The organism is Klebsiella sp. D5A (assembly GCF_001620885.1).
GTDB classification, from domain to species: Bacteria; Pseudomonadota; Gammaproteobacteria; order Enterobacterales; family Enterobacteriaceae; genus Klebsiella; species Klebsiella variicola.
Genome location: NZ_LOAR01000008.1, coordinates 261,735 through 274,458, shown reverse-complemented (window position 1 = coordinate 274,458; position 12,724 = coordinate 261,735). Strand labels below are relative to the sequence as shown.

6 protein-coding genes are annotated in these 12,724 nt (G+C 62.9%); 4 read left to right on the top strand and 2 right to left on the bottom strand.

The window, feature by feature from the left end; translation table 11 throughout:
* Positions 1-7: 7 nt before the first annotated feature.
* The 3 genes from nirB to AS136_RS14105 all read left to right on the top strand — a co-directional run bounded on the left by nirB (position 8) and on the right by AS136_RS14105 (position 8,215).
* Positions 8-4,075, top strand: a complete 4,068-nt coding sequence (nirB, locus tag AS136_RS14115; RefSeq protein ID WP_023322855.1) for a nitrite reductase large subunit NirB — start codon at positions 8-10, stop codon at positions 4,073-4,075.
* On the top strand, positions 4,075-6,681 hold the full coding sequence (locus AS136_RS14110) for a nitrate reductase (protein ID WP_023322854.1): 2,607 nt from the start codon (positions 4,075-4,077) through the stop codon (positions 6,679-6,681). The genes nirB and AS136_RS14110 overlap by 1 nt, the downstream gene beginning before the upstream one ends.
* A 151-nt stretch (positions 6,682-6,832) precedes the next feature.
* Positions 6,833-8,215 (top strand): YchO/YchP family invasin, encoded by a 1,383-nt coding sequence (locus tag AS136_RS14105; RefSeq protein WP_023322853.1) that lies wholly within the window; start codon positions 6,833-6,835, stop codon positions 8,213-8,215.
* Here AS136_RS14105 and narL read toward each other — a convergent pair.
* Positions 8,212-8,862, bottom strand: a complete 651-nt coding sequence (gene narL / locus AS136_RS14100) for a two-component system response regulator NarL (RefSeq protein ID WP_002910198.1) — start codon at positions 8,860-8,862, stop codon at positions 8,212-8,214. The two genes, AS136_RS14105 and narL, sit on opposite strands and share 4 nt — an antisense overlap.
* Positions 8,863-8,872: 10 nt before the next feature.
* Positions 8,873-10,651 carry a nitrate/nitrite two-component system sensor histidine kinase NarX gene (gene narX / locus AS136_RS14095; protein ID WP_008804401.1) on the bottom strand — a complete coding sequence of 593 codons (1,779 nt, stop codon included), beginning with the start codon at positions 10,649-10,651 and terminating at the stop codon, positions 8,873-8,875.
* 311 nt (positions 10,652-10,962) lie between these two features.
* Here narX and AS136_RS14090 point away from each other — a divergent pair, with 311 nt between their 5' ends.
* Positions 10,963-12,351, top strand: a complete 1,389-nt coding sequence (locus AS136_RS14090; RefSeq protein ID WP_023322852.1) for a NarK family nitrate/nitrite MFS transporter — start codon at positions 10,963-10,965, stop codon at positions 12,349-12,351.
* Positions 12,352-12,724 lie beyond the last annotated feature (373 nt).

Genomic DNA, 12,724 nt, shown 5'->3' with positions numbered 1-12,724 from the left:
GGCGGTCATGACGCGGCGACTGGTGGTGATCGGTAACGGCATGGCGGCCACCCGACTGGTGCAGCGACTGGTTGAGCGCGACCCCGCGCGGTTTGCCATTACTGTCGTCGGCGACGAGCCGCACCCGGCCTATAACCGCATTCAGCTCTCGCCGCTGCTGGCTGGCGAAAAAACGGCGGCGCAGCTCCCATTGCTGCCGGCGGAGTGGTACACCCGGCACGGGGTGTGCCTGCGGTCCGGCGAGGCGGTCGATGAAGTCGATGTTGAGCAACGGCGGCTGCGCATCGCGGAAACCTGGCTGCCGTGGGACGAGCTGGTGTTCGCCACCGGTTCGCGGCCCTTTATCCCGCCGCTGCCGGGCAGTGATCGTCCGCAGGTTATCCCCTTCCGCACCCTGGCGGACGTGGAACGTATTCTGGCGATACCCGGGCCGGCGGTGGTGATTGGCGGCGGAGTACTCGGTGTGGAAGCAGCGGCGGCGCTGCGTCGCCACGGCGGGGAGGTCACTCTTCTGCATCGCGGCAGCGGATTAATGGCGCCGCTGACCGACGCTTTTGCCGCCGATGAGCTCAGGCAGCAGCTTGAAGCGCGCGGCATCCGCTGTGTGCTGGAATGCCGGATCGCCGCCATCGAAGAGGATGGCGTGCGGCTGGCGGACGGGCGCGCTTTCCGTGCTGCCAGAGTGGTGCTGGCCGCCGGCGTGCAGCCTAACAGCCGTCTGGCGGCGCAGAGCGGCGTGCTGTGTCAGCGGGGGATCGTGGTTGACCGCCAGATGGCCGCCTCGCTGCCGGGGATCAGCGCCGTCGGGGAATGTTGCGAAATTGACGGCCAGACCTGGGGGCTGGTGGCTCCCTGCCTGCGCCAGGCCGAGGTACTGGCGGATCGCCTGTGCGGCGCCCCCGGTGAGGGCTTTGTCTGGCAGGACGCCGGGACCCGCCTGAAGGTTACCGGCATTGAACTCTTTAGCGTCGGGGAGCAGCAGGCCGGCGAACAGGATGACATCTATACCAGCTGGGACCCCATCGATCGCCACTACCGTCGCCTGCTGCTGCGCGACGGCCGCCTGCGCGGCGTGCTGCTGATGGGCGACTGCACCGCCGCCGCCGCGCTCACCGCGCGCCTGGAAAGCGACGAGCCCGCCACCGCGGACTGGCTTTTTGACCCCTCTTCAACGCAGCCGCAGGCTGCAGGAATAATGACGATGACGAAACCTGTATTAGTGCTGGTGGGACATGGCATGGTCGGCCACCATTTTCTCGAACAATGCGTGAGCCGCAACCTGCATCAGCAATATCGAATCGTGGTGTTTGGCGAAGAGCGTTACGCCGCCTACGACCGGGTCCATCTCTCCGAATATTTCGCCGGGCGCAGCGCTCAATCGCTGTCGCTGGTGGCCGATGATTTCTTTCACCAGCACGGCATCGAACTCCGCCTCGGCGAGGCGGTGGCGACGATCGACCGCGACGCGCGGCTGGTGCGAGACGCCGAGGGACATGAAACCCACTGGGATAAACTGGTGCTGGCGACCGGCTCCTATCCCTTTGTTCCGCCGATCCCTGGCAACGATCTCGACGGGTGCTTTGTCTACCGCACTCTTGACGATCTCGACCGTATCGCCGCCCATGCCGCCGCGGCGAAGACCGGAGTGGTTATCGGCGGCGGCCTGCTCGGGCTGGAGGCGGCTAACGCCCTGAAACAGCTGGGGCTGGACACGCACGTAGTGGAGTTTGCCCCGAACCTGATGGCCGTCCAGCTGGATAACGGCGGGGCGGCGATGCTGCGGGAGAAGATCGTCGCCCTCGGCGTGGGGGTGCATACCAGCAAAGCGACCACCGCCATCGTGCGCGAGGCCGACGGCCTGCGGCTGAACTTTGCCGACGGCGGCGCGCTGCGGACCGACATGGTGGTCTTCTCGGCGGGGATCCGTCCGCAGGACGCGCTGGCCCGCGGTTGCATGCTGCAGGTGGGCGAACGCGGGGGCATTCACATCGACGGCCAGTGCCGCACCTCTGACCCGGACGTGCTGGCGATAGGCGAATGCGCCCTGTGGGACAATAAAATTTACGGTCTGGTGGCGCCGGGCTATCAGATGGCGCGTATCGCCGCGGCCACCCTCGCGGGAGAAGACGCCTGCTTTAGCGGCGCCGACATGAGTACCAAACTGAAGCTGCTGGGGGTGGACGTCGCCTCATTTGGCGATGCGCAGGGGCGCACGCCGGGCTGCCAGAGCTATCAATGGACCGATGGTCCGCAGCAGGTGTACAAAAAAATCGTCGTCAGTCAGGACGGCAAAACCCTGCTTGGCGGCGTGCTGGTGGGGGAGGCCAGCGACTATGCCACGCTGCTGCAGATGATGCTGAACGGCATGGCGCTGCCGCCGCGTCCGGAGAGCCTGATCCTGCCCGCGCTGGAGGGCGCCGCGCCGAAGGCGCTCGGCGTCGCGGCGCTGCCCGACAGCGCGCCGATCTGCTCCTGCCATAATGTCAGCAAAGGCGATATCTGCCAGGCGGTGAACAATGGGGCGGGGGATATGGCGGCGATAAAAAGCTGCACCAGAGCGGCCACCGGCTGCGGCGGCTGCAGCGCGCTGGTGAAACAGGTGATGGAGTACCAGCTGGCGGAGCAGGGCGTCGAAGTGAAAAAAGACGTCTGCGAGCATTTCCCGTGGTCGCGCCAGGAGATCTACCACCTGGTACGGGTCAATCATATCCATACCTTCGAGCAATTGATTAGCCGCTACGGCCAGGGACACGGCTGTGATGTCTGCAAACCGCTGGTGGCCTCGGTGCTGGCCTCCTGCTGGAACGAGTACCTGCTGAAGCCGGCGCACCTGCCGCTGCAGGATACCAACGACCGCTATTTCGCCAACATTCAGAAGGACGGAACCTATTCGGTGGTGCCGCGGATGGCGGCAGGGGAAGTGACGCCGGACGGGCTGATCGCTATCGGGCAGATCGCCAAACGTTACCAGCTCTACAGCAAAGTGACCGGCGGCCAGCGTATCGATCTGTTTGGCGCGCGGCTGGAACAGCTGCCGGCTATCTGGCGCGAGCTGGCCGACGCCGGGTTTGAAACCGGCCACGCCTACGGCAAGTCGCTGCGCACGGTGAAATCCTGCGTCGGCTCAACCTGGTGTCGCTACGGCGTGCAGGATTCCACCGGGCTCGCCGTGCGGCTCGAGCATCGCTATAAAGGGCTGCGCGCCCCGCACAAAATCAAGATGGCGGTCTCCGGCTGCACCCGCGAATGCGCCGAAGCCCAGGGGAAAGATATCGGAGTGATTGCCACCGATAAAGGCTGGAATCTGTACGTCTGCGGCAACGGCGGGATGAAACCGCGTCACGCCGACCTGTTTGCCAGCGATCTCGACGAAGCGACGCTGATCCGCAGCATCGATCGTCTGCTGATGTTCTATATCCGTACCGCCGATCGCCTGCAGCGGACCAGCACCTGGATGGATAACCTGGAGGGCGGCGTCGCCTATCTGCGGCAGGTGGTGCTGGAGGATAGTCTCGGCATTGGCGAGGAGCTGGAGCAGGAGATGGCCCGGATCGTCGACAGCTACCAGTGCGAGTGGCAGACCACCCTCAACGATCCGCAGCGTCTGGCGCTGTTCCGCTCCTTCGTGAACAGCGACCAGCCGGACGAGGCGGTGCAGCGCCACGAGCTGCGTGGTCAGCCGCAGCTGTTACAGACTGAGACGTTGCCCGAGGGCGAACTCCCATCCCGGCCGTGGCAGGCGGTATGCGACCTTGACGCCATCCCGGCGCAGGCGGGGATCGGCGCCCGCTTAGGGGAGCGGCAGATTGCCCTGTTCCGCTTTGGCGATCGGGTCTACGCCCTGGACAACCGCGAGCCGGGCAGCGCGGCCAACGTGCTGTCACGCGGGCTGTTAGGGGACGTCGGCGGCGAGCCGGTGGTGATTTCCCCGCTGTACAAACAGCGGATCCGCCTGCGCGACGGCTGGCCGTGCGACGGCAGTGAACAGGCGGTACGCGCCTGGCCGGTGAAAGTGGAAAACGGCAAAGTGTGGGTGGGCAGCCAGCAGCTGCTGGCCCGAGCGGAGGCCTCCTGATGCAGACCATCCGAACGACCTGCCCCTACTGCGGCGTAGGCTGCGGGGTGCTGGCGAGCGTGGACGATGCGGGGCAGGTGAGCGTGCGCGGCGACGATCAGCACCCGGCCAACCTCGGCCGCCTGTGCGTCAAAGGGGCGGCCCTCGGGGAGACCACGGGCCTGGCGGGGCGGCTGCTGGCGCCGGAGGTCGACGGCCAGCAAGTAGCCTGGCCGCAGGCGCTGGCGGAGACCGCTGCGCGCCTGCAACAGGTTATCGACCAGCACGGCCCGCAGGCGGTGGCCTTCTACGCCTCTGGCCAGCTGTTAACCGAGGATTACTATGCCGCCAACAAGCTGATGAAGGGATTTATCGGCGCGGCGAACATCGACACCAATTCGCGGCTGTGCATGTCGTCGGCGGTGACCGGCTACAAACGGGCCTTTGGCGCCGATGTGGTGCCCTGTAGCTATGAGGATGTGGAAAACAGCGATCTGGTGGTGCTGGTCGGCTCGAACGCCGCCTGGGCGCACCCGGTGCTGTTCCAGCGGCTGGCGCAGGCGAAGCGGGATAATCCCCGACTGCGGATCGTGGTGATCGACCCCCGGCGCACCGCCACCTGCGAGATCGCCGACCGCCATCTGGCGCTGGCCCCGGGGAGCGACGGTGGGCTGTTCGTGGGGCTGCTTAACGCCGTGGCGGAGGCCGGAGCCTGCATCGACGGCTTTCGCGATGGCTCACAGGCGCTGGCCGAGGCGAGAGGCTGGGACGTGGCGAAGGTAGCGGATTTTTGCGGCCTGACTGTCGATGAGGTGTCGGCCTTCTATCGCGAGTTTATCGCCGCCCCGCGGGCGATCACCCTCTACACCATGGGAATCAATCAATCCGCCAGCGGCAGCGACAAATGTAACGCCATCATCAACGTCCATCTGGCCAGCGGGAAGTATGGCCGCCCCGGCTGCGGCCCCTTTTCGCTGACCGGTCAACCCAACGCCATGGGCGGCCGCGAAGTCGGCGGGCTGGCGACGATGCTGGCCGCGCACATGGATTTTGTGCCAGCCGATCTGCAGCGGCTGGCCCGCTTCTGGGGGACGGAACGGCTGGCGCAGACCCCAGGGCTGACCGCCGTGGAGCTGTTTGCCGCCATTGGCCGCGGCGAGGTCAAAGCGGTGTGGATCATGGGCACCAACCCGGTGGTGTCGCTCCCTGACAGCCACGCGGTGAGCCAGGCGCTGGCCGCCTGTCCGCTGGTGATCGTCTCGGATGTCGCCGCCCAGACCGATACCGGGCGTTTCGCCCACATCCGCTTTCCGGCGCTGGCCTGGGGCGAGAAGAATGGCACGGTCACCAACTCGGAGCGGCGGATCTCCCGTCAGCGCAGCTTTCTGCCGCCGCCGGGGGAGGCGAAAGCGGACTGGTGGATCATCGCCAGAGTGGGGCAGGCGCTAGGGTATCGCGAGGCGTTTGCCTGGCAGCATCCGCATGACGTCTTCCGCGAGCATGCAGCGCTGTCCGGTTTCGAAAACGACGGTCAGCGGGCGTTTGATATCGGCGCGCTGGCGGATCTCAGCCGTGAGGCGTGGGAGGCTATGGCGCCGGTGCGCTGGCCGGTCAGTCGCAGCGAGGCCGCCTGGGATATCGCGCGCGGCTGGCATGGCGATGGCAGGCTGCGGATGGTGCCGGTGACGCCTCAACCGACCCGGGCGACAACCGATGTCTTTTATCCGCTGATCCTCAACAGCGGGCGGATCCGCGATCAGTGGCACACCATGACCCGTACCGGCACGGTGCCGCGGCTGATGCAGCACATCGCGGAGCCGGTGGTGGAGGTGGCGCCGCAGGATGCCGTTCGCTACCAGCTTCCCGCCGACGGGCTGGCGCGGATCTGGTCGCGGCATGGGGTGATGGTGGCGAAAGTGACGATCAGTGAAGGGCAGCGCCCCGGCTCGCTGTTTGTTCCGATGCACTGGAACAATCAGTTTGCCCGTCAGGGGCGGGTGAATAACCTGCTGGCCGCCGTCACCGACCCGTATTCCGGCCAGCCGGAAAGTAAACAGGCGGCGGTGGCCATCGCCGCCTGGCAACCGGCCTGGCACAGCGAGCTGCTTTGTCGCGAACCGCTGCCGTTTCCAGCGGCCTGGCACTGGCGGCAGCGGGCAGCGCCTGGCGTGCTGCACTATTCGCTGGCCGGGGAGGCGTCTGCCCGACAGTGGATCAGCGCGTGGTGCGCGCAGCGCGGCTGGCAGCTACAGGTGGCTGACGGCGGCGCGGTATGGAACCTGCTGGCCTGGCATCAGGGGAGGCTGATGCTCGGCTGGTGGAGCGATGCGCGCGAGCCGGCGGTGGATAGCGCATGGATAAGCGCCGCCTTTGCCGCGCCGCCGTCCGATGCCGTCCAACGACATGCGTTGCTTAGCGGCCGACCGGGCGCCGCCGTCGCCCCGCGGGGGCGGATCGTCTGTAGCTGCTTTGCCGTGGGGGAACGGTCAATTAACGAGGCTATCGCCAGCGGCTGCGCCAGCGTCGGGGCGCTGGGTGGAAAGCTGAAATGCGGGACCAACTGCGGCTCCTGCGTGCCGGAACTCAACGCGCTGCTGGCGGCGCAACGAACCCGAACCCAGGCGTAACGGTGGCGCGCAGCGACGGCTCCGGTTGGGCGACACCTTGCCCAACCGGTTTCAGTATATTCCTGGAATTGCCCACAGGGCTGCGGGAGCAGGGAAAAAACGATAAACTAACATTTCTTCCCATTTTTGTGAGCCTGCTCAAAATCTGTTGATGCCTGTGTCCTTCCGTTTGTTGCCAACGTTCACCTGTCTCCTGCTGCTGCCGGGCGTTCCCGTCTGGGCGCTGACCGCCAGCGACACCACTCGCCCCGCGCCAGCGCAAGATCCGCTGCCCGATATGGGGATTGCTCCCCAGGTCGATGACGACGCCCGGCACTTTGCTGAGGTGGCGAAGAAGTTTGGCGAGGCCAGCATGAGCGATAACGGCCTGACGGCGGGCGAGCAGGCGCAGCTGTTCGCCATCAGTAAAATCGGCAATGAAGTGAGCCATCAGCTGGAGAGCTGGCTCTCGCCGTGGGGCAACGCCAATGTCGACCTGCTGGTCGATAAAGAGGGCAAATTCACCGGCAGTAAAGGGAGCTGGTTCGTGCCGTTGCAGGATAACGACCGTTACCTGACGTGGAACCAGTATTCGGTGACCCGGCGCGAGAACGATCTGGTGGGCAACATCGGGTTTGGTCAGCGCTGGCGGGTCGGTGGCTGGCTGCTGGGCTATAACTCGTTTTACGACAAAGTGTTGAGCGAAAGCCTGGCGCGCGGCAGCGTCGGCGCGGAGGCGTGGGGAGAATATCTTCGCCTGTCGGCAAACTATTACCATCCGCTGGGCGACTGGCAACTGCGCGATAATCAGACTCAGGAGCAGCGGATGGCCGCAGGGTATGACGTCACCGCCCAGGCGCGGCTACCGTTCTACCAGCACATTAATACCAGCGTCAGCGTCGAACAGTACTTCGGCGATAGCGTCGATCTTTTTCACACCGGTACCGGCTACCATAACCCGGTAGCCGTCTCCGTTGGGCTCAATTACACCCCGGTCCCGCTGGTCACCGTTACCGCTAAGCATAAGCAGGGGGAAAATGGCGTCAGCCAGAACAATGTGGGCCTGAAGCTAAACTATCGCTTTGGCGTCCCCCTTAAGCAGCAGCTGGCCGCAGACGAGGTAGCGATCAGCAATTCGCTGCGCGGGAGCCGCTTCGATAGTCCGGAGCGGGATAATCTGCCGGTGGTGGAGTATCGTCAGCGCAAAAATCTGACAGTCTATCTGGCCACGCCGCCCTGGGATCTGCAGTCCGGGGAGACGGTGCAGTTGAAGCTGCAGATCCATAGTCTGCATGGCATCAAGGCGCTGCACTGGCAGGGTGACACCCAGGCCCTCAGCCTGACGCCGCCGGTGGATGCCAGCAGCGCGGATGGCTGGAGCGTCATTATGCCGGTGTGGAACAGTGAACCGGGCGCCGCGAACCGCTGGCGCCTGTCGGTGGTGGTGGAGGATAAACAGGGGCAGCGCGTCTCCTCCAATGAGATCGCTCTGGCGCTGACCGAGCCGCTGGTCAAGTTCACCACGCCAGGCGTCTCCTGGACGGACTCGCCTTAGAAAATTCGCTCCTGGTGGACCCATACCGCGGCTTCCACCCGGGATTTGAGCTTCATTTTCTTCAGCATGTGCTTCACGTGTACTTTGACGGTGCTTTCGGTGATATCCAGGCGACGGGCGATCATTTTGTTCGGTAGTCCCTGGGCGATCAGCTTGAGGATGTCGCGCTCGCGCGGGGTCAGCTGGCTGATGTCGCGATCGGAGGTGGCGCGGTTAGCGCGCAGGCTGGCGGCCAGCACCGGGGTTAACGCTTCGCTTAATACCATCTCTCCGGCGGCGGCCTGCTGCAGCGCTTTCAGCAGATCTTCCGGCTCCATATCTTTCAGCAGATAGCCATCGGCGCCGCGCTTCAGGGCGGTGACAACGTCCTCTTCATGGTTGGAGACGCTAAAGACCACCACCCGGCCAGAAAGCGATTTCTCACGCAGTTTGTCCAGCGTTTCCAGGCCATTCATGCCCGGCATATTGAGGTCGAGCAGGATCAGGTCCGGATCCAGCGATTCCGCCAGCTCGATACCTTGCGCGCCATTGCTGGCCTCGCCAATCACCTGGATGTCCGGCGCCATGCTGATCAACTGTTTCACGCCGGTGCGCAGCATCGGATGGTCGTCAATGAGAAGGATGGTTGCCCGTTCCTGTTGACTCATGGGGGTCTCCTTATTGGATGGAAAACGTTTTTTCCGGGATAAACGTGACGATCACTTCGGTCCCGCCGGTTTCCCGGCGTCGTACCTGACAGTCACCGCGCAAGCTCTGGGCGCGATCCCGCATAATAATTAAACCGTAATGGTTACTCCGCTCGGCGTGATCCGGCACGCCGCGGCCGTTATCCGCCACCACCAGACGGACCTGATTATCGCGTTGTGACACCGTCACGGTCACTTCCGTCGCGCTGGCATGCTTCAGGGCGTTGCTTAACGCTTCGCGGGCGATCTGCAGCAGGTGAATGGCCTGATGCGATGGCACAAAGCGCGGCGGAAGCTGATAATCAAGCTGTACCGTAAAGCCGAAGTGGGCGCTGTACTCCTGACAGCTGGCCTCCAGCGCCGGGCGCAGTCCCGGCTCGGTCAGTTGCAGGCGGAAAGTGGTTAACAGCTCCCGCAGCTGGGCCCAGGAGGTATTCAGCTCGTTGCGTATCTGCCCCAGCAGCTGGCGGCTCTCCGCCGGTAAGGCGTCGCCCTGCATCTGCAGACAGCTGACCTGCATCTTCATACAGGACAGCGACTGGGCGATGGAGTCGTGCAGCTCGCGGGCGATAGTGGCCCGCTCTTCCATGACGATCAGCTGCTGCTGTTTCTCCTGATGGCGGTCCAGCGCCAGGGTACTGGTCAGTTGTTCCACCAGAGTGTCCACCAGCTGCTGCTGGTCGTGGCTGAGATGGCGGCCAACCGGCAGCGTCGCCAGCAGAATGCCGTACTGATTATGCGCATCCGACAGCCGCCACTTCAGCGTTGTTCCGCCATCCGGCAGCGGCGGCAGATTGCGTGGGCAGAGGTAGCAGCCTTTATCATCACACTCATCATCCGAGTGGCAGGTAAACTCCTGGTGATTATCTTCGTCTTCCAGGTCGTAAACCCGTACCTCGATATCGCGCAGCAGCGTCAGACCCTGCAGGCCATTCAGTACCGGTGAAATCCGCTCGCAGAGCGGGGCGCTGGCATGCAGCCGGCGATTGGCCTGCCATAAGAAAGCAAGGATCTCGTTCTTCTGTTCCAGCCCGGCGGTCTTCTCCTGCACCCGCCGCTCGAGCACCGCGTAGCTTTCCGCCAGCTCTTCCGACATGTTATTCAGCGCCATGCCGAGGGTCGCCATTTCGTTACGCCCGCTGATGTGCGCCCGCTGGGTGAAATCGCGCTGGCTGACCGCCCGCGCCATGCCCAGCAGCTGTTTCCACGGCCGCAGCAGGCGCGCGCGTAACCAGATGATGGTAAAAATCAGCAGCAGCGCCATACCAATGGCGAGAATGCGATGGATCCAGACTACCCGCTCGATACGCTGCTCGGTGGTGTGGTCGAATGCGGTGACCAGCTGGTCGATACGATCGACAAAGTCGGCGACATCCTGGGCCACTTCCGCCTGGTTAACCGCACGCTGCATGCCGGGGGCCAGCGCCTGCTGCCAGTATTGCTGCAGCGCTTTTAACTGTTGTTCCTGGCCGTCGCGGCGGGCGGAATTCTGCAGCTCGGGGCTGAAGACGGTGGCGGTCATGTCCGCCACCAGCTTTTGATCGTTTTCATTCAGCGGGATCGCCGCCAGCAGCCGGTAGCTTTGCATACGCAATGAACCGGCCTTGTTAATCGCGTGGGCGCTGCCCTGGACGCCGTTCACCAGACGCGCGGAGATCGCCATGCCGGCGACGCCAATAATGGTGGCGAGCAGCACGATTAACGCCAGTTGATTGACCAGCGTCAGCGGAGTAAAAAGACGTTTTAACATGGAATGCGTGGCTCCTGACCGGTGATCTCTCCGGGAGTGGCGCTTATTCTCGGCTATCCCCTGGAGTATACCCATACCCCTAAAGAGTTACTCCTTAATTGTCGGTGGTAGGCGCTATTGGGGGTGGGGTTATACGCAACCCGGCAGCCGCGTGAAAAACCACACTTTTTTCCTCACCTTTCTCTACTCACTTCGGAGCATGGTTTATTTTTGCACAAATTAGTGCGCGCTTTTCCTTTGATTTATATCAACTTACCGCCCCGGGCAACCCCTAAGGTAGCGGCAGGAAATATGAATAATCAGAGGTATCTATGAGTCAATCTTCCCTACCGGAGAAGGCTAACCGCTCGGTCATTACCGACTGGCGCCCTGAAGATCCTGAATTCTGGCAACAGCGCGGTCACCGTGTGGCGAGCCGTAATCTATGGATCTCCGTTCCCTGTCTGTTACTGGCGTTCTGCGTATGGATGTTGTTCAGCGCCGTCGCCGTTAATCTCAACAAAGTGGGCTTTCAGTTTACGACCGATCAGCTGTTTATGCTGACCGCGCTGCCGGCGCTGTCTGGCGCCTTATTGCGCGTGCCTTACGCTTTCATGGTGCCGCTGTTCGGCGGCCGTCGCTGGACGGCGTTCAGCACCGGGATCATGATTATTCCGTGCGTCTGGCTGGGCTTTGCGGTCCAGGATACTTCCACGCCGTTTAGCGTCTTCGTGATTATCTCGCTGCTGTGCGGCTTCGCCGGGGCCAACTTTGCCTCCAGTATGGCTAACATCAGCTTCTTCTTCCCGAAAGCGAAGCAGGGCGGGGCGCTCGGCGTCAATGGCGGCCTTGGTAATATGGGCGTCAGCGTGATGCAGCTGGTCGCGCCGCTGGTGGTGTCGGTCTCAGTGTTTGCCTTTTTTGGCGGGACCGGCAGCGAGCAGCCGGACGGCTCAATGCTGTATCTGGAAAACGCCGCGTGGATCTGGGTACCTTTCCTGATTATTTTCACTCTGGCGGCGTGGTTCTTTATGAACGACCTGTCGGCTTCTAAAGCCTCGCTGAGCGAACAGCTGCCGGTACTCAAACGCCTGCACCTGTGGATCATGGCGCTGCTCTATCTGGCGACCTTCGGATCCTTCATCGGATTCTCCGCCGGCTTCGCCATGCTGTCGAAAACCCAGTTCCCGGACGTGCAGATCCTGCACTACGCCTTCTTCGGCCCCTTTATTGGCGCGCTGGCACGTTCGATGGGCGGGGCGATTTCCGACCGCCTCGGCGGGACCCGTGTGACGCTGGTTAACTTTGTGATGATGGCTGTCTTCTGCGCGCTGCTGTTCCTGACCCTGCCGACCAACGGCCAGGGCGGCAACTTCATCGCCTTCTTCGCGGTGTTCATGGTGCTGTTCCTGACCGCCGGGCTGGGGAGCGCCTCCACCTTCCAGATGATCTCCGTGATCTTCCGTAAGCTGACCATGGACCGCGTGAAGGCCCAGGGCGGCAGCGAAGCGCAAGCGATGCGCGAGGCGGCGACCGATACTGCGGCGGCGCTGGGCTTTATCTCCGCCATTGGCGCCATCGGCGGCTTCTTTATCCCGAAAGCGTTCGGTATCTCGCTGGATCTGACCGGTTCGCCGGCCGGCGCGATGAAAATCTTCCTGATCTTCTATATCGCCTGCGTGATCATCACCTGGGCGGTATACGGCCGTAAGCGTCAGTAATCCGCCGCGTTCATCATCACGTTTGAAAAGGCGCGCTCCCAGGGCGGCGCCTTTTTTTACGTTACTCGTTAGTTACAACATACTAATGGATGATTTGATTCATATTGGCCACAGAGCCGGGAAGGGACGGCTTGCCAGCGAAACGGCTCTACCCCTTAATACCTCCTTTGTTAACAAATCCTTCCATGATGACGGCTTTTTAGGAAAAAAAGCTTATAAAACATAAAATTAAAAAATAGCATCACATACCACCTTGGTGGTAATCGCGGTTTCCCTCCGCTTTAGCAAGCCAGTCCGGATTGATCGCCATCAATTCTCGCCCTCTTTCATAGCGTTACCTTCGCTGCAAATCCAGCAATGTCGATTTATCAGA

What these genes read in the sequence shown, in the direction of transcription:
- nirB (WP_023322855.1), top strand. Translation starts at nt 8, where the DNA reads ATGACGCGGCGACTGGTGGTGATCGGTAACGGCATGGCGGCCACCCGA.
- AS136_RS14110 (WP_023322854.1), top strand. Translation starts at nt 4,075, where the DNA reads ATGCAGACCATCCGAACGACCTGCCCCTACTGCGGCGTAGGCTGCGGG.
- AS136_RS14105 (WP_023322853.1), top strand. Translation starts at nt 6,833, where the DNA reads ATGCCTGTGTCCTTCCGTTTGTTGCCAACGTTCACCTGTCTCCTGCTG.
- narL (WP_002910198.1), bottom strand. Translation starts at nt 8,862, where the DNA reads ATGAGTCAACAGGAACGGGCAACCATCCTTCTCATTGACGACCATCCG.
- narX (WP_008804401.1), bottom strand. Translation starts at nt 10,651, where the DNA reads ATGTTAAAACGTCTTTTTACTCCGCTGACGCTGGTCAATCAACTGGCG.
- AS136_RS14090 (WP_023322852.1), top strand. Translation starts at nt 10,963, where the DNA reads ATGAGTCAATCTTCCCTACCGGAGAAGGCTAACCGCTCGGTCATTACC.